A 17,969-nucleotide genomic window follows, 5' to 3' on the forward strand; every position below is an offset into this window, starting at 1 on the left:
CTAAACATTGTTCTAAAGCATCAGGATTGATTCTTTCAAAGACTCGTCGAAAAGTATCGTCACGCTTGGATACCATTGGGTAATTCGAGAAATTCCTCTAACCATTGCTGTTTAGCGATGCCATAATTTTCCATATCTTCCCAACCTTCGGCACCGCCAATGACGGCTAAAATAGAGATTACTAAAATATCTTTTAATAAGTGTTTTTGGGTTCTTTGAACTCTGGGGTCGGGTAGCTCTGCTACATAATTCAATAAATTGGCTTGGATTTCGCTCAGAGGTGTTAACTGTCGTTTTTCTGCTCTTTTAGCTTGAGATTTTACAGCGAGTTTCAATCTAGGTGCAAAACCCTTTGTCATTGTCTTTAACTCCGTTTCAACTTGATTGACTTTGTTAAGATTCAAACTTGATTATAGGTTTGAGTTCGCTTCACAGGTATAAAGTCTATTGGCGTTTTTTTGTCAAGTACATTTTATACCAAATTAGATGAGCTTACCCTGCCATTCGACTCATCAATGTTCGTTCATTTTAGGCAGAGAATAGGTGTCAGCCTAGTCAATAAAATCAACGAAAAAATGGTTAAAGAGCAGACTGAAGTGCCAGGAGAGGTAGTAAAAAAAAAGTCATCAGAAATAAGTGAGCCTAAAAATAAAGGTAAATTAATATTAGACGCAACCTGCGCGCCAGCCGATATTAAGTATCCGACAGACTTAGGACTATTAAATCAAGCAAGGGAACATACCGAAAAAATCATAGACGCTCTACATACTCAAATTCAGTCACCCGAAAAAAAAAACCAATCACCTATCGAAACATAGCCAGAAAAGAATACCTAACAGTGTCTAAAAACCGGAAACCATCACGAAAAGTACGAAGAAAAGGAATTAAAAAACAACTCCAATATATCAAAAGAAATTTGGCCGATCTCGATGAAATGGGTCAGCTACAGTTGCTGAGTAAATCTCATTATAAAATGCTGCTAGTAGTCACAGAAGTATACCGTCAACAGTTATCGATGTATGAAGAGAAAGAACAGAGTATTGAGAACAGAATAGTAAGTTTAACGCAACCACATATCCGCCCCATCGTCAGAGGAAAAGCTGGGAAATCCGTTGAATTTGGGGCCAAACTGTCAGCGAGTTGTCGTAATGGCTACGTGTTTTTAGACAGAATTAGTTGGGATAATTTCAATGAATCTTTAGACTTAAAAACACAAGTAGAAGATTTTAAACGATTTACGGGATGCTATCCCGAATCAATTCATGTAGATCGCATATATCGAACGCAGGAAAATCGAGCTTGGTGCAAAGAAAGAGGGATTAGGATGAGTGGCGTCCCTCTAGGAAGACCCCCTAAAAATATCAGCAAGTCAAAGAAGAAGCAAGCCTTATTTGACGAAAGAATTCGTAACTCGATTGAGGGAAAATTTGGGAGTTGCGTAAAAGAAGATTTAGCCTTGGTAGAGTCATGGCTAAACTTTCTAATACTTCTGGTACAACCATCGCCATAACTTTTCTGGTGATGAATCTTTCCGCCCTGCTACGGCAGGCTTTTTGGCTTTTTTATGTCTATTTCACAACAAAAACCTTTTTTCAGGTTTTCTGGCTTTAGTAATTAGCAAAAATTATATCTTATCAAAAAAAGATGAGCAAAATCTATGTTTTTAAGGTAATCCCAAATTCACTGATCTTTCTAAATGCTGTTTTCTGACTTTTTCAGCAAGCCCTACTTAAACAATACTCTAGCCTTAATAATATTATTTATCAATAAATTCTGAACTATTCCTTTACTTGCTATTTTTGCTAAGGCGAAGCAAACTGCCGATTAATCGTACACAACAGTTGAGAGCCTTATTTAAAGATGTTTTTTACTATTCACTTACATATCATAACTCTAATTAGTGAAAAAATTTATCAAATACCCCTTGACGAAAGTTCTAAAATTGTTGATTATCTATATCAATAACCTGATAGCGCTTAAAACTCCATTGACATCTTTCTCCAGAGGTAAATCGCCGTGACAAGCATGGCAAAAAAATCCTTCCCAGCCGAAGGAGAATGCTTTCCCTGGTGGGCAGGCAACGCCCGCTTAACCAACCTTTCCGGCCGTTGGCTCGGTACCCACGTCGCCCACGCGGGCCTGATCGTCCTCTGGGCGGGAGCCTATACCTTATTTGAGCTTTCCCGCTTCAACCCACAATTGCCCATGTACGAACAAGGCTTAATCCTGTTGCCAAACCTAGCCAGACTAGGCTTGGGCGTGGGTGCGGGAGGGAAAATAGTCGATACTTATCCGTACTTCGCCCTTGGCGCGATGCACCTAATCAGCTCAGCCTTTCTCGGCTTCGGCGGCATCTTTCACTCCCTCAAAGGGTCAGCCGCCCTCGAAGAAAGAACTTCTTTCTTTGGCTACAAATGGGAAGACGCAGAGCAAAAGACCACCATTATAGGCATCCACCTAGTTTTGCTGGGTGTCGCTGCCTTCTTGTTGGTGGCCAAAGCTATGTATTTCGGTGGTTTATATGATACCACAGTCGGGCAAGTGCGGGGAATTTCGGAACCCAAACTCAACCCCGCTGTCATTTTCGGCTACCTGTTCGGTGCAGGTGGCAAACACTGGCTCGCCTCCTTTGACAACCTCGAAGATATTGTCGGCGGTCATATGTGGGTAGGAATTCTCTGCATTGCCGGCGCCTTCAGGCACATTCACACTCAACCTTTCCCTTGGGCAAAACGCCTCTTCATCTGGTCAGGAGAAGCTTACCTCTCCTACTGTCTCGGCACTTTCGCCTTAATGGGCTTCATCGCCACCTACTTTGTGACTGTAAATAACACTGTTTATCCAGAGGTTTTTTACGGCCCAGTGGGTTTGAGAGGTTCGGACGCAGCGGTTGTTTCTTCGCGGGCTTGGCTGACGACAAGTCACTTTGTTTTAGCATTTTTGGCGCTTTACGGTCATATTTGGCACGCGCAGCGCCTTCGCACAAAAGCGGCGGGATTTGATTTTTGGTCTGAGGATTTTGAAAGGCGAACTGCTGGCAAAGTTCAAGTTGCAAGTGCACCAACAGCGGTGAGTTTTTCTGACATAACTGTGACTTTTTTGAGAAATGTGCCTATTTACTGCAAGGGTTTGTCTCTGATATTCCGGGAATTGGAACTGAGTTTAGCTCACGGATATTTCCTAGTAGGAGCCATTGCTCTGTTGATTCGGTTGCAGGAAAAAGGGTTGACACTGCTGGCGGGTTTGCTGCCGACGCTGGCATTGATTTTGATTTTGGCGATCGCCAAAATTTGGAAAAAGACAAGTCATTTTATTGGCAATAAACTCCCTAAGACGCGAGTTTATTGCAGGGCGGTTTTGTCATCGGTGGCACATCGGGAGCTTTTCTCGGCTATTTGCTGCTAAAAAGTGTTTCTGGTATAGATGCCATTCTGCGGGGTTCTGTGAATTAACTGCTCCGCCTGCGGTTGACATCGGTCGATCGCAAGCTGAGAGACTTAGCAATTGCGAAACAGACTTTCATCCGCCGAGTTTCTGAAAGCCTTGCCTCGTTGTAACAGCACAATTGCACACAGAAAATCGAGGGCACTATTCCTATTTTTTACCTACCAAGCGCCTTCAGATTGCGCTCAACCTTGAAACAATAACCGTATGACTGTCTTTTTCTAATGTTTCTGTATCACTTTGATGTTTCTGTTTTTGTGGAGTGTTTCAGTCGCATTGCGAGGAGGACTCCATCAAATCAAGCGCTTGGCTCAAATTTCTTGTTCAGATTGCCAGTTTTTTACTAATGACTACCGCCTCAAATGTACATTGCGACCCTGTGTTACTTGTACTGAGGAAGCGATCGGTTGCAATGACTTTGAACCTAAGACTTGTTTTGCCAATGCTTGTCAGCAATAATGCTCTCAAATTCACAAAAATTACGCAACAATACCGACCAACTAGTTTTTCAGTTCCACCTTTAACAAGAGGGATAGGTTGCTAGCAGATTCTTCCTTGCTCAAGGGGTAGTCTAAACTTAGATTGCTATTGTTATCGCAAAATACACTTGAGGATAATCGCACATGGAGCGCGAATAAATAACAGATAATCAAGTAAAATTCCCGTTCAACTTTTTTATTTTTAACCACATGAATTTATACAGCGCTAACTCACTCAAAGTCGAACTCAATCAGAGAGGCTGCCGCCTTACTCCCCAGCGAGAAACTATTTTGAGCGTCTTTCAAAGTCTGCGGCAAGGAAATCATTTGAGTGCGGAAGAATTATACAAGACTTTGCAGAATCAAGGAGAAAGAATTGGCTTGTCTACTGTCTACCGCACCCTGCATTTATTAGCAAGAATTGGGATTCTGCGTGAGCTAGAATTAGCAGAAGGCCACAAACATTACGAACTGAATTTGCAGGAATTGCACCACCACCACCATCTGGTTTGCATTCAGTGTCACAAAACCTTTGAATTTAGCGATGAATCGATTTTAAAAATTGGCAAAAAGCAAGTTGAAAAAGCTGGTGTAGAGCTGCTTGACTGTCAATTAACTGTGCGTGCTGTTTGTTTGGAAGCGCTGCGGGAGGGATGGCCTTCTTTGCTGCCGAGCAATTGGTCGTGTCCGAGATATCATTCCGAAATTGAGGATGAAATTAGTTGAGTTGCATCAAACTCATATTTTGCACCATTCTTGCTTAAAAAGCCCGACGGCCTGTTCCACAAAGAGTGAGTTTTCTTGTTGGCCGTTGCTCTTCTAGCCCGCCCCTAAAAAAACTATTGAAAATGGTGCAATATCTCAGATGAAATACACTTCGGTAATGGAGAATTGGTAACTCTTTAATTCAGGTACGGCAATAGCGTTGCAAGGAATGTTAGCGAAGTGATTCTTAAGAAGCAATCTCACGCATTCACAACTTGCTGTATTTCCCTTCTCCTTAATAGCGTAGCAAGGAAGGTTAGCGAAGCAATTCTTAGGAAAGCAATCTCACGAATTCACAACTTGCCACCTTCCCCTTCCCCTTCCGTCAAGCAACCTCAGAATCGCAACGTTGGTGTTCCATCCGAAATATGTTAGCGTACAAACTAGCAACAACCTGTTTGCCTTCCTGCGTCAACTGCAAGTAACCGAGAGATTCACTGATGTGCGGATAAATGCCGCTCCAGTAAAACTTAGAGTAGCTTTGCAGCAAGTCGCCCGGATGTCGGTATCCCAAAAGTTTAGTAGCACCGCTTTCTTCCAACTCGTAAAACAGCGCGCCTATTTTCTGCAAATATTGCGGGTTGCTGAGCTGACCTATCAAGTCAGCACCGCGAACTAAACTAGAGTAATTAACTGCATCCTCGTCTGTGTTGCCGTCAAGCACCGAGAAACGAGTTTGTTCTATGTTCTGCTTAATTATCTCAGCATTAATTAGCTTGTGGTTGCCGAAGCGCTCGTCAATGAACAATTTAGCTCTGTCAACTCGGTAAGGAGCTAAGCTAGCCGCTGTTGCACCGGGAGCAAGTGCAATTCTCATGCCATCTTTTCCCGTAGCATACAATCCTTCGGATTCTTGGTCTTGCCGGCAAACTCCTTTGACATATCCGATATCTTGGCACAGCAAAGAAATGATGAAGTGCAGCCAATCTTCGCAGGAAACTCCCCCCTTGCGAATGTGTTTTCCCCGCAAGATTTCTTGACCGACTAACGTAATGCAAATGGCGTGTTCTATATTGTGATAAAGAGCGTCGCTGTTGGCGATGTTTTCTAACGCCATTGCCCCCACCCAGGCAATAATATCAGCATAGTCTGATTTGTAGCCTCCGTAAGTGCGGCTGTACCCGTCCTGAAGTTGTTCGATGAAAGCCTCTATCAGCAGTTCTGTATAATTAAACATACCCTGTCCTTTTACCTTAATATTGCCTTTCAAGAGCGGTGAATCTATTTGGAAACCCTCTAATTTTATGGATGAGATTTTAACTCACAACTCATGCACCCCGTGGTTGTTCGCGGCTCGCGTGGCAATCTCAAAACTCATTGACGCCGCTACGCCGGGGGAGTCATGAAGCAATATCGCGCCCGCACTCAAAACTCCCAAGCAACTGAGTCCATCACTGACACCTCTCCCCGCCTTACTGCATAGAGTAGCCTGCTGATAATTTTTCGCTCGTCTGAAGTTCTTAAACTGTGAGAATTAATTGCGTATTGAATTTGCTGCAACTGAGTCCGATCAATTTTACCGAATTTCCCAATGTTCAAGTAAAGTTCGGAAATTCCATATTCAGGAATATAAGCTTTGGTTGTCATCTGCGGTCAACTGAATGTATATTTCTTATTGTCCGGCAATTTTAGATAACTTTATGTGATGTCGATCGACCCCTGACTGTGATGCTGAGACTGTGATGCGATCGCAGGCTCGAGTTGATGGTCGTTTCCGACAAATGGTGATTCGATCGAAATATCGATCGTCATAAATTTTGCTGAGGGCTGTGATTAGCCTGACGGTTGCGTTTAGATCATAGTATGTCACAGATCATTAGCCCGTTGAGATCGCAAGTCGAAACTGGCACCAAGGAAAGAAGTTCGACAGCCTTGCCAAATTCCTTGCCAAAGAAAGTCGAGTCGTGTACTATATAGAGTCTGGTATCCTCACTTACCCATAATTATTTTCATTCATCCCGTCCCCCTCGAGGGGAAGGGACTTTCAGTGCGGATGCCGCTAAATCACTATACTCAGCAAAAAGCTAGAAATGCCGTAACTCATGCCCACTATTCAGCAACTCATCCGTTCAGCACGGGAACAAACGCAGAAAAAAACCAAATCGCCAGCTCTCAAGAGTTGCCCCCAGCGCCGCGGAGTTTGCACCAGAGTGTACACGACCACCCCGAAAAAACCCAACTCGGCGCTGCGGAAGGTGGCTCGGGTACGGCTGACCTCTGGTTTTGAAGTGACAGCCTACATCCCAGGGATCGGTCACAACTTGCAAGAACACTCGGTAGTAATGATCCGGGGCGGTCGGGTAAAAGATTTGCCCGGAGTTAGATACCACATCATTCGCGGTACATTAGACACCGCTGGGGTGAAAGACCGCAAGCAGGCTCGTTCCAAATACGGGGCCAAGCGTCCTAAAGAGAAAAAATAACCAGGATCTCGCCCGATCAGGGTTGGGAAGCAACAATAAATCCGATCGCGCCGATTGATCGCACGCTCGATCGTCATAGATCGAGATCTGAGCCCAAAACCCCAAACTCAATCATTCAAAATCAAAAATCCCCAATAGAACTATGTCTCGCCGCACAGTTATTCAAAAACGTCCAGTTCCGCCAGATCCAACCTACAACAGCCGGTTGGTAAGCATGATGGTGAGACGGATCATGCAGCACGGTAAAAAATCCGTTGCCTCCAGCATCGTCTACGACGCCCTGAAAACCATCCAAGAACGCACAGGGGCTGAACCGTTAGACTTGTTTGAAAAAGCAGTCAAAAACGCTACACCCCTGGTCGAAGTCAAAGCCCGCCGGGTAGGTGGCGCCACCTACCAAGTGCCGATGGAAGTGCGTTCCGATCGCGGTACGACCCTCGCCCTCCGCTGGCTGATCAGATTTGCCCGCGCCCGCACCGGCCGCTCGATGGCCGCCAAGCTAGCCAACGAACTGATGGATGCAGCTAACGAAACAGGCAGTGCCATTCGCAAGCGCGAAGAAACTCACCGCATGGCCGAAGCTAACAAGGCTTTTGCTCACTACCGGTACTAATTTCCAACTCGGGCATGGAGAAGAGCGCGATCGTGCGGTATAAAAGCATCGGGCGAGAAATTTGCAAGTGTAAGTTTTGACTGTTGAGATTGCTTCCCTTGGCGCAGTTGCGATTCGTGAAGCAAACTCAAAACTCCCAGAATCAAAATTCACGCACTCAAAATTCACGCACTCTCTGAATCCTCCATGTCGCATCCTTAATATTTTTGTAAACAAATCTTGCAAAAAATATTAAAATGTAACAATAAGCTCCAGAGACTTTTGTAAGTCGCTGGGGAGTGCAAAATAGGGTTACTGTGTAGTATAATAGTATTATAACAGCAACACAAGATTAAGGAGGTAGCTGTGGCACGTACCGTCCCGCTAGAAAAAACTCGCAACATCGGCATCGCAGCCCACATCGACGCGGGCAAAACAACAACAACTGAAAGAATTCTGTTCTATTCAGGCATGGTTCACAAAATGGGTGAAGTGCACGAGGGAACAGCAGTCACTGACTGGATGGAGCAAGAGCGGGAGCGGGGAATTACGATTACTGCCGCTGCTATCACCACCAGTTGGAAAGATTACAAAATCAACATCATCGACACTCCCGGACACGTAGACTTCACGATCGAAGTCGAACGCTCGATGCGAGTGCTCGACGGAGTGATCGCAGTGTTCTGCTCGGTAGGGGGAGTGCAGCCACAATCCGAAACAGTTTGGCGACAAGCCGATCGGTACAAAGTACCGCGGATCGTGTTCGTCAACAAAATGGATCGGATGGGCGCAAACTTCTACAAAGTCTACGGTCAAATTCGCGATCGCATGAGAGCGAACGCCGTACCCATCCAAATCCCGATCGGCAGCGAAGAAAACTTCCGGGGAATTGTAGACATAGTGCAAATGAAAGCCTATATCTACAACAACGACATGGGAACCGACATCGAGGAAGTAGAAATCCCCGATGAAGTAAAAGAGCTAGCTGCAGAATACCGCACCAAGCTGATCGAGTCCGTAGCAGAAACCAGCGACGCCCTCACCGAGAAATACCTTGAAGGCGAAGAGTTAACAGAAGCAGAAATTCGTGCAGCTTTGCGCGCTGGCGCCATCTCTGGCACGATCGTCCCCATGTTGTGCGGTTCTGCCTTCAAAAACAAAGGCGTTCAGTTGTTGTTGGATGCAGTGATCGACTACCTGCCGTCGCCCTTGGAAGTTCCCCCAATTCAAGGACTCCTGCCCAACGGCGACACAGCAGAACGATTTGCAGACGACAGCGCGCCGCTGTCAGCCCTGGCATTCAAAATCATGGCTGACCCCTACGGCCGGCTGACCTTCGTTAGGGTCTACTCGGGTATCCTCAAAAAAGGCACCTACGTCCTCAACTCCACCAAGGACAAAAAAGAGCGGGTTTCTCGCTTAATTGTTCTCAAAGCCGACGATCGGATAGAAGTTGAGGAACTGCGGGCAGGAGACTTGGGAGCAGCCTTGGGTTTGAAAGACACCTTCACCGGCGACACCCTCTGCGAAGAAGGAGCGCCAGTGATTCTGGAATCTCTGTTTATTCCAGAGCCAGTCATCTCGGTGGCTGTCGAACCCAAAACCAAACAAGACATGGAGAAGCTCTCCAAAGCCCTCCAGTCGCTCTCGGAAGAAGACCCCACCTTCCGAGTCAACGTTGACCCTGAAACCAACCAGACAGTCATCGCCGGCATGGGCGAACTGCACCTGGAAATCCTGGTAGACAGGATGCTGCGGGAATTCAAAGTAGAAGCGAACGTGGGTCAGCCGCAAGTAGCCTACCGCGAAACCATTCGCAAATCCGTCCGCGCCGAAGGTAAATTTATCCGCCAAAGCGGCGGTAAAGGTCAGTACGGTCACGTCGTGATCGAACTAGAACCCACCGAAGTGGGAACCGGCTTTGAATTTGTCTCCAAAATTGTCGGCGGCACTGTACCCAAAGAGTACATCGGCCCGGCAGAACAAGGGATGAAAGAAGCGTGCGAATCAGGTATTGTAGCAGGATATCCCGTGATTGACCTCAAAGCTACTATGGTAGACGGGTCTTTCCACGACGTAGACTCCTCAGAAATGGCATTTAAGATCGCCGGTTCAATGGCGATCAAAGAAGCCGTGATGAAGGCGTCGCCCGTGCTGCTAGAGCCTATGATGAAAGTAGAGGTTGAAGTTCCCGAAGATTACATCGGGAACGTCATCGGAGACCTCAACTCGCGTCGGGGTCAGATCGAAGGTCAAGAGACGGATCAGGGGATAGCCAAAGTTTCTGTAAAAGTTCCACTAGCAGAAATGTTTGGTTACGCCACCGACATCCGCTCGAAAACCCAAGGTCGAGGCATCTTCACAATGGAATTCAGCCATTACGAAGAAGTGCCGCGAAACGTGGCTGAAGCCATTATCGCTAAGAACAAAGGGAACTAATGATTTTGGATTTTAGATTTTGGATTTTGGATTGAATCCAAAATCTAGAATCTAAAATCTCAAGTCTAAAATCGCTAAAAAAAACAAGGAACAGATCGAGAATGGCACGCGCAAAATTTGAACGGACTAAACCCCACGTAAACATCGGCACGATCGGTCACGTTGACCACGGCAAAACAACTTTGACCGCCGCGATTACGATGACTCTCTCTGCACTAGGTCAAGCAAAGGCTAAGAACTACGCCGACATCGACGCTGCCCCAGAAGAAAAAGCACGGGGTATTACGATTAATACTGCTCACGTCGAATACGAAACCACAGGTCGGCACTATGCCCACGTAGATTGCCCCGGACACGCTGACTATGTGAAAAACATGATCACCGGTGCAGCTCAAATGGACGGCGGCATCCTAGTAGTGTCAGCAGCAGACGGCCCCATGCCTCAAACTCGCGAACACATCCTGCTAGCTAAGCAAGTTGGCGTTCCCAGCCTGGTTGTCTTCTTGAACAAAGAAGACATGGTGGATGATGCTGAACTGTTGGAATTGGTAGAACTGGAAGTTCGCGAACTTTTGAGCTCTTACGATTTTCCGGGCGATGACATCCCCATCGTCACAGGTTCGGGATTGAAAGCTCTCGAAGCGATGCTTGCTAATCCCAAGACTGTCAAGGGCGAAAATGAGTGGGTTGACAAAATTTACAAGCTGATGGAAGAAGTAGATGCTTACATCCCCACCCCAGAACGCGAAGTTGACAAGCCTTTCTTGATGGCTGTAGAAGACGTATTCTCGATTACTGGTCGGGGTACTGTCGCCACAGGTCGGATTGAGCGCGGCACAATCAAAGTCGGCGAAACAGTAGAAGTGGTTGGCATTAAGGACACTCGCAGCACTACGGTGACTGGTGTGGAAATGTTCACCAAGTCCTTGGATGAAGGCTTGGCCGGCGACAACGTGGGTCTACTGCTCCGGGGGATTTTAAAGGCGGATATTGAAAGAGGCATGGTGATTGCCAAGCCCAAATCTATCAGTCCTCATACTCAGTTTGAATCTGAAGTTTACATCCTCAAAAAGGAAGAAGGTGGCCGTCACACGCCATTTTTCTCGGGCTACCGCCCTCAGTTCTACGTCCGCACGACGGATGTAACTGGTACGATCAAACAGTTCACTGCTGACGACGGCTCGGAAGCTGAAATGGTGATGCCCGGTGACCGGATCAAAATGACTGTTGAACTGATCCACCCGATCGCGATCGAACAAGGAATGCGCTTCGCTATCCGCGAAGGCGGCCGCACCGTCGGCGCCGGCGTTGTTTCCAAAATCCTCAAGTAGGACTCTGATAACAGCTTAAATAGCAGAAAAGCCGCCAAATTAAATTAGGCTTTTCTGCTATTTAGTGATTAGTTATTAGTGATGAGTCCGCAGTTAGCAGTTAGCCCAAAAACAACTGCAAACAGGCAACAGACAACAAACAACAAACTGAACCTAGAAAATTCAAGAAACAAAAATGGCAACAATTCAACAGCAAAAAATTCGCATTCGCCTCAAAGCTTTCGATCGCCGAATTCTAGACGCATCCTGCGAAAAGATTGTAGATACAGCAAATCGGACAGCAGCCACAGCGATCGGCCCGATTCCCCTACCGACAAAACGGCGGATTTACTGCTTGCTGCGATCGCCCCACGTAGACAAAGATTCTCGCGAACACTTTGAAACTCGCACCCACCGCCGCATCATCGACATTCACCAACCTTCTGCTAAAACAATTGACGCTTTGATGAAACTGGATTTGCCAGCCGGCGTAGATATCGAAGTCAAGCTGTAGATTGACCTATCTCAAACGCAAAAAGAAGGAGCAAAGGAAAAAGCATTTGTTCCTTCTTTTTGCATAAAGTTAGAGAGTCAGTAGTCATTAGTTATTAGTTATTGGTTCGGATTTATTAGTCATTAGTTATTAGTCAGTAATCAGCAATAATTTCTGCTGCGGCGCGAACTTAAATAATTATTCTTAATTAAGGTAAGGGCGGTAGCTACACAAACGCTCCTTTAGCAGTCGCTATCCTCGCCTTCAGCATCACTTAGTTCAGCAAAAAGTTAGATTGAGCATTTTGACGAAGGGACGGCTTTGTCAAGCTGCCAGCACGGGCAGGAGCGCTCACTAGATCGAATCCGCGTCGCAAAAGCCCGATCGCTCCTGCCCCGGAATTGCCTTTAATCAGTTAAAGTAAGAAAAAGAAGCGCAAGTACCGTCACTTTTGAGCGACAATGGCATCCTCTTCCTCTGTAGCAGTTCGCGAACTCCCCTTATTTCCGTTGCCGGAAGTGGTTCTATTTCCAGGTAGGCCGCTCCCGCTGCAAATCTTCGAGTTTCGCTATCGAATCATGATGAATACGATTCTGGAGGGCGATCGCCGTTTCGGTGTACTCATGTGGGATCCCAACCAAAACAAAGTCTCTGCCGTCGGCTGCTGCGCCGAAGTAATTCACTGCCAGCGCCTCCCCGACGACCGCATGAAAATTATGACTCTCGGGCAGCAGCGCTTCCGAGTGCTCGACGCAGTTCGGGAAAAACCCTATTTAGTCGGTCTAGTAGAATGGATTGAAGACGAACCGCCGCAAAAAGACCTCAGACCTTTGGGAAAAGATGTCGAACAACTGCTGAGAGATGTAGTTCGCCTCTCCAGTAAATTGATGGATCAGCCGATCGACCTGCCGGAAGACATTCCCAGTTTGCCTACAGAATTGTCCTATTGGGTAGCCAGCTACCTTTACGGTGCAGCGACAGAACAGCAAACTCTTTTAGAATTGCAAGATACTGCTGCTAGGCTGGAACGCGAAACAGAAATTTTGACTTCTACTCGCAATCACTTGGCAGCGAGGACTGTACTTAAAGATACGCTCAAGTAGCCAATTGGCACAGAAAAAAAGTAAGATCGCTTTGATCTGCATTGAAGCAAGAATTACACATAAATCATACCCTTTTCGATTTTCGATTTTCGATTGGGAATGACTGATGAACTAAGGGTTTAAAGTTTGCCTACAGTTCCCTGATATTTTGGGAACTGGTATCTGTTTAATCCTTAGCTTCAAACAGGTTCGGATAGGTTCTTTATAGCAGTAAATGCTTGTGTTAGAAAATCTCGACCAACCGAAACCATACGATGCAGTTAGAGGCGGTCAACTGCCACCTCCTGTCGGTGGTGTCGTGCTCGGTGGACTAGCAGGAGTCAAACATCGGCTGTCTAGTTCAGTCAGCGAACATCGCATCGCCGCCCTGACAGAGACATTGAATTACGGCGATGCAGGCTTAAAAATAGTCATCCAGATTTGTCAAAGCGAAACAGGGCCAGTGCAGCGGGCGGCCTGCGATTTGCTGCGAAAAAGACTGAATTCGATCGCCCGCGAAAAATTACAGGCCTTTGTAGCTTCAAGTTCAGATCCAGAAGCTGATGTAGACAGCACTCAAAAAATATTAGATCGCTCACCCGGTGCAGTATCAGAAAAAAATCACGATCGGCAGTTATTAGAAGCACAGTTAATATTTGAGACAATTATGCAGCAGATGCAACCCAATTTGTTGCTGCTAGAAGCATTGGTAGTCTCTGTAGAACGCGAGGAATTTACAAACGAACTGATGAATCTTTGGGAACTGTTAATCTTAGAAATTCAGGAACCTCTCAAAGAACTGCGTCAGGCTGTTGGCAGCGCGATTTCCGCCCAACTTCGCATTCAGTGGCTGTACAATCAAGCTGAATCTCAAGCCAATCAGTTGCAGCAGCGAGCTTTGCTAGCTCTTCAGAAAGAGGATGAAAATTCAGTTCGCCTCGCCTTGGTTCGCAAGCAGATTCAATTCGATAAGGTGGCAGAACTAAAAATTGACTTAGACGACCAAACTGTGCGAGTAGAAACTCTCAACCGCAACTTGCTGGCTTTGGAAAGTAAGATTGCTGAAGCTAATTCCAAGAAAGAGATCCTCAAGATGCAGCTTCATTTTGCTAGGGTACAAAAGCAAATAGATTTCACTTTCAGCCAAGTCAACAGTATATTTTTTAGTCCTTAGTTGTGGGATTCTCCGCTGATATATTGCCTAATCCCAGACTTGTCTGATGTAAAAGTGTATTGCCCCACTTAAAATTGCCTCATCTAGCTTAGCTCCTTGCAGATTAGCACCGCATAAAAATGCCCCGCTCAAATTAGCACCGCGCAAGTCAGCTTCACTCAAATCTGCGTACTCCAGGTTACTTTCACACAAAAATGCGCCTCTCAAACTTGCTCCCTTCAAACTCGCTCCCCGCAGTCTAGCATTGCTTAAATTGGCTTCGTTGAGGTTTGTATTGTCCAAGCAAGCATCTATGAGGTTGGCTTCCATAAGGTTTGCCCTATACAAGTTTGCACCGCTCAAATCAACACCAATCATTTTCGTATCGCTCAAGTTGGCGTTTGCCAGATTTGCCTCACTCATGTCAGCTCCTGTTAATCTCGCGAATCTTAGATCGGCTCTGCCACTCAAATCGATGCCCTCGAGTTTAGCCATCACTAGGCAAGCATTCTTGAGGTTGGCATCTATTAAGTTAGCCCAACTTAGGTCTGCTAAAGCTAAATTGACCTCCTTCAAATTCGCAGAGGCTAGATTAATGTGAATTAGAAAAGCTTTTGACAGGAAAGCGCCTATCAAATTGGCTTCGTGAAAATTTCTTTCTCCGGCTGCGTATCGCTTGAGAAGTTCATCAGCATTCATCTCGCCAGCCTCCTAAGTTTTACTTAAACTAAATTAATAAACTACATGACAGTACACTGTAACACCTCCGCAACCAAAAAATTTTAAAGTTTCTGTGTGATTTTTTAACTCTTCGAGTGCCGATCGAACAAATGCTTGGCAGGCGTTAGCCTCAAAGTCCATAAAGAAAATATATTTTCCAAAGAAAGAAAAAAGATTAAACAACTGACAGCACATTGTAGCAACCAAAGATTTTTAAAGTTTCTGTGTGATTTTTTAATTCTTCGAGTGCCGATCGAACAAATGGTTGGCAGGCGTTAGCCTCAAAGTCCATAAAGAAAATATATTCTCCGAGCGATCGCTTAGTCGGTCTCGATTCAATCCGGCTTAAATTAATATCGCGACTGGCAAATACTTGCAAAGGTTTTACCAGTGCTCCCGGCATATTGGCAGGTACGCTAAAAGCTAGTGAGGTATGGGTGCAATTAGACGTAGAAGCATCGAGGATCAATTTAGGGCCAGATTTTGTGATGGATTTAATGGATGAGAGCTCCGCTGCTTGTACGTTTGCGATTTCTCCAACACTCGTGCTGAGTACCCAAAATCGAGTGTAATTATCGGGATAATCATTAATCGGGTGAGCTAACACTGGCAAATTGTAAAGTTCAGCAGCTCTTGGCGAAGAGATCGCCGCTACATTTCTATCTTCCAGATATTGCAATGCTTCCGCAGTAGAATTCGCCGGAATCAATTGAGCTGAGGGAATAAACTGCCCCAACCATACCTGACACTGAGCTAGCGCTTGGGGATGAGAGTAAACTTTTTTAATCTCGTTAAAATTTTTAGCGTTAGACACCAGCGCGTGGGAAATTGGCAAAACTAAGGCGTGTTGAATGCGGAGTCGATCGAGCCGCCACAGTGTATCTAAGGTGACAGTCACGCTGCCTTCGATCGAATTTTCTACTGGCACAACTGAATAGTCTACCTGCCCTACGGCAGATGCCTCTAGCGCTTGGGAAATGGTGGAATAAGGACACAGGGTGCATTCTAAGTTAGTTTCCAGGCTCAACCAATTGACATAAGCTAGAGCCGCTGTTTCTGCATTTGTACCAACAGGGCCGAGATGTGCGATGGAAATTTTCATTTAGAGGCAATTTTAGGTTACAAAAGTTTGCTTTACTCTCATCAGCTAGCAAGTATGATGAAAAATTAGCGATGTCCCGAAAGCTTTTATCCGTGATTTCTCGGATGACATTGCTGGGTGCGCGACTTAGTGCGCGACTTATGTCACCTTAAAAAAGGTGATAGTTTATTAAGATATGCTTAGGAATCCTATAGTTTGATATCTTCTCATGTATATCCGCTTTAATTCTTCCCAATCCGTTGAGATCGCCGTACCAGACGAACGGGTTCCCATTCAACATTATCTGCGCCAGCCAAGGCGACTGGTGAGCGCCCTCGTCGATCGAAGTCGCACACAGCAGCTAAGCGATGACTGTTTCCGCCTGAAAATGCGGCCGTTACAATTTATGATGCTGAGCATTCAACCCACCGTAGACATGAGGGTGTGGGCTGAGTCAGACGGCACAATCAATTTGGAGTCCGTCGCCTGCGAAATTCGTGGGGTGGGTTATATAAACGATCGTTTTGCTCTCAATCTCAAAGGACAGCTTTGTGTACACCAAAGCAGCGGGGTAGCATACTTGAAGGGAAAAGCGGATTTGGAAGTCCAAGTAGAGTTACCGCCGCCGTTTTGGCTGACGCCCAAACCAATTTTAGAAGCAACGGGCAACGCTTTGCTCAAGAGTGTACTGCTGAGCGTTAAACAGCGGTTGATGCACCAGTTGCTCTTAGATTACCGCCGATGGGCAAGCAACCAAACTGAGGTAATATCGAGCGAGATTCCCCAAATCTTATCTTTAGAAGGGTGAGATCCTAGTATAGAAGCTGTTAATTAATTTATAGGCATATTTAGGTAAAAATTAGGTCACTTACTGAAAAATTAGTTAGACGATCGAATTGCGTACCTTGAGCTTTGTTTGAGTTGGCCCGCAGGAATAGATAGCTGCCGGTCAGTCAAGATCGTTTTGAGTCAGCCCTCCATGTTCATCCTCTTCTATGATTCCTACACCCCGAGGCCAAGCAGTTGACTTGTCATTTAAAACTTCGTCCTTTTGGCGGAACTCGCGCTGCGGTGGCTTGGTTATTTTGCCCGGTTGATTGGTTGCGCCCACCCGAATCCTGATTTTTGGCCCGGAATTGCCCAAGCGAATTGTCATCCCGTCCACAACTGACACCTGAGCGATCGGTCTATCATCTACATAAGTGCCGTTAGCACCAAAATTAATAATTTCCCAGCCATTGGCGTGATTCCACAGCTCTACGTGGTGGCGGGAAACTACAGCGCTGTAAATAATTACATCATTGTCGTTCGATCGACCGATCCGAACCACCGGTTCGGATTCAAAACACCAACTTTGAACCGGGACAGACTGGATAGGATGTAACAGAGTTAAGGTAATCACTGATGTTTTGACACTCCCCCGCCAGACAGAAACAGGGATGCTTCCAGATATATTTTTGGGGAGAAAACCGCAAAAAATTTGATTTTTAAAGGGGTGGTGAGTGCGTCACTCTTCCTTCGTTCTGCCGTAAAAGTTGAACTTTTGGCGGCTTGAGGCATTTGAACAAATTTTTGATCGTTAGCTTTTGGCGCAGGCGCAAATTTTTGCTTTCCTCGGTAACAACCAAACACCATGTTATTAATCTGCTGAACTTCCCAGCGATTGACAAAGGTTGAGACCGCTTGATTGATTGGGTCTGGGATGGAGCGATTGCGCCGATGGGTGAGCCGCTCAATTCGATCGGCCAAATAACCATTTTCCCGCTGACTAGCCCCATAATTCAACTCAGACCCGCGCTGGTTGCACCGCTGATTCGAGTTATCGATCTGGCAACAGTCCACTATCGACGAATCGCTGTTCGTGGAGACAGAAGTTAACCAATTATTAATGCTGGGGTCTCTAGATAAAATACTTGTTGGTTGTATCAAACAGCATAGGTCTTTTTGAGTTGCTAACATTTTCCTTATTGATGCGATACCTTTAAAAT

Annotated in this window: 16 protein-coding genes and 3 pseudogenes; 12 read left to right on the top strand and 7 right to left on the bottom strand. The window is 45.9% G+C overall.

Annotated elements, in window-relative coordinates:
* Positions 1-359: pseudogene (locus QUA78_RS09160) on the bottom strand (transposase family protein); the annotation flags it as partial.
* Positions 360-500: 141 nt separating this feature from the next.
* Between QUA78_RS09160 and QUA78_RS09165 the strand changes: the two are divergent.
* The 4 genes and pseudogenes from QUA78_RS09165 to QUA78_RS09175 all read left to right on the top strand — a co-directional run.
* Positions 501-1,611, top strand: a pseudogene (locus tag QUA78_RS09165) (IS5 family transposase); the annotation flags it as partial.
* A 414-nt stretch (positions 1,612-2,025) separates the two neighbouring features.
* A pseudogene (locus tag QUA78_RS09170) lies at positions 2,026-3,003 on the top strand (chlorophyll a/b binding light-harvesting protein); the annotation flags it as partial.
* A gap of 87 nt (positions 3,004-3,090) precedes the next feature.
* On the top strand, positions 3,091-3,405 hold the full coding sequence (locus QUA78_RS32815) for a photosystem I reaction center subunit XI (RefSeq protein ID WP_445302407.1): 315 nt from the start codon (positions 3,091-3,093) through the stop codon (positions 3,403-3,405).
* 728 nt (positions 3,406-4,133) lie between these two features.
* The gene (locus tag QUA78_RS09175) at positions 4,134-4,649 is read left to right on the top strand and encodes a transcriptional repressor (protein ID WP_333305979.1); all 516 of its coding nucleotides are present in this window, start codon (positions 4,134-4,136) and stop codon (positions 4,647-4,649) included.
* Between the two features lie 364 nt (positions 4,650-5,013).
* Here QUA78_RS09175 and QUA78_RS09180 read toward each other — a convergent pair whose 3' ends face one another.
* The gene (locus QUA78_RS09180) at positions 5,014-5,865 is read right to left on the bottom strand and encodes an Npun_R2479 family HD domain-containing metalloprotein (RefSeq protein ID WP_333305981.1); all 852 of its coding nucleotides are present in this window, start codon (positions 5,863-5,865) and stop codon (positions 5,014-5,016) included.
* A 188-nt stretch (positions 5,866-6,053) separates the two neighbouring features.
* On the bottom strand, positions 6,054-6,275 hold the full coding sequence (locus QUA78_RS09185; protein WP_333305983.1) for a hypothetical protein: 222 nt from the start codon (positions 6,273-6,275) through the stop codon (positions 6,054-6,056).
* Positions 6,276-6,730: 455 nt separating this feature from the next.
* On the opposite strand from QUA78_RS09185, the gene rpsL reads away from it, so the two are divergent.
* The 7 genes from rpsL (at position 6,731) to QUA78_RS09220 (ending at position 14,201) form a co-directional block, all read left to right on the top strand.
* Positions 6,731-7,111, top strand: coding sequence for a 30S ribosomal protein S12 (gene rpsL, locus QUA78_RS09190; protein WP_172186436.1), 381 nt, complete (start codon positions 6,731-6,733; stop codon positions 7,109-7,111).
* 142 nt (positions 7,112-7,253) lie between these two features.
* Positions 7,254-7,724: a 30S ribosomal protein S7 gene (gene rpsG, locus QUA78_RS09195; RefSeq protein ID WP_006632196.1), complete on the top strand. Its 471-nt coding sequence runs from the start codon at positions 7,254-7,256 to the stop codon at positions 7,722-7,724.
* A gap of 345 nt (positions 7,725-8,069) precedes the next feature.
* The gene (gene fusA / locus QUA78_RS09200; protein ID WP_333398731.1) at positions 8,070-10,142 is read left to right on the top strand and encodes an elongation factor G; all 2,073 of its coding nucleotides are present in this window, start codon (positions 8,070-8,072) and stop codon (positions 10,140-10,142) included.
* 101 nt (positions 10,143-10,243) lie between these two features.
* Positions 10,244-11,473: an elongation factor Tu gene (gene tuf, locus QUA78_RS09205; RefSeq protein ID WP_333398733.1), complete on the top strand. Its 1,230-nt coding sequence runs from the start codon at positions 10,244-10,246 to the stop codon at positions 11,471-11,473.
* 175 nt (positions 11,474-11,648) lie between these two features.
* A complete protein-coding gene (gene rpsJ, locus QUA78_RS09210) occupies positions 11,649-11,966 on the top strand; it encodes a 30S ribosomal protein S10 (RefSeq protein ID WP_006632193.1) in 318 nt (105 codons plus the stop codon).
* A 440-nt stretch (positions 11,967-12,406) separates the two neighbouring features.
* Positions 12,407-13,048, top strand: a complete 642-nt coding sequence (locus QUA78_RS09215; RefSeq protein ID WP_006632192.1) for an LON peptidase substrate-binding domain-containing protein — start codon at positions 12,407-12,409, stop codon at positions 13,046-13,048.
* Positions 13,049-13,262: 214 nt separating this feature from the next.
* A complete protein-coding gene (locus QUA78_RS09220; RefSeq protein ID WP_333299904.1) occupies positions 13,263-14,201 on the top strand; it encodes a PspA/IM30 family protein in 939 nt (312 codons plus the stop codon).
* Positions 14,202-14,228: 27 nt separating this feature from the next.
* On the opposite strand, the gene QUA78_RS09225 is transcribed toward QUA78_RS09220, so the two are convergent.
* Positions 14,229-14,879, bottom strand: a complete 651-nt coding sequence (locus tag QUA78_RS09225; RefSeq protein WP_333299905.1) for a pentapeptide repeat-containing protein — start codon at positions 14,877-14,879, stop codon at positions 14,229-14,231.
* Between the two features lie 196 nt (positions 14,880-15,075).
* Positions 15,076-16,002 carry a prephenate dehydratase gene (gene pheA, locus QUA78_RS09230; protein ID WP_333299906.1) on the bottom strand — a complete coding sequence of 309 codons (927 nt, stop codon included), beginning with the start codon at positions 16,000-16,002 and terminating at the stop codon, positions 15,076-15,078.
* Positions 16,003-16,210: 208 nt separating this feature from the next.
* Between pheA and QUA78_RS09235 the strand changes: the two genes are divergently transcribed.
* The gene (locus QUA78_RS09235; protein ID WP_333299907.1) at positions 16,211-16,789 is read left to right on the top strand and encodes a DUF1997 domain-containing protein; all 579 of its coding nucleotides are present in this window, start codon (positions 16,211-16,213) and stop codon (positions 16,787-16,789) included.
* A 141-nt stretch (positions 16,790-16,930) separates the two neighbouring features.
* Here QUA78_RS09235 and QUA78_RS09240 read toward each other — a convergent pair whose 3' ends face one another.
* Positions 16,931-17,383 carry an FHA domain-containing protein gene (locus tag QUA78_RS09240; protein WP_333299908.1) on the bottom strand — a complete coding sequence of 151 codons (453 nt, stop codon included), beginning with the start codon at positions 17,381-17,383 and terminating at the stop codon, positions 16,931-16,933.
* On the bottom strand, positions 17,380-17,766 hold the full coding sequence (locus QUA78_RS09245; RefSeq protein WP_333299909.1) for a hypothetical protein: 387 nt from the start codon (positions 17,764-17,766) through the stop codon (positions 17,380-17,382). The genes QUA78_RS09240 and QUA78_RS09245 overlap by 4 nt, the downstream gene beginning before the upstream one ends.
* Positions 17,767-17,969: the final 203 nt, after the last annotated feature.

Source organism: Microcoleus sp. K4-B3, assembly GCF_036704615.1.
Classification (GTDB): domain Bacteria; phylum Cyanobacteriota; class Cyanobacteriia; order Cyanobacteriales; family Microcoleaceae; genus Microcoleus.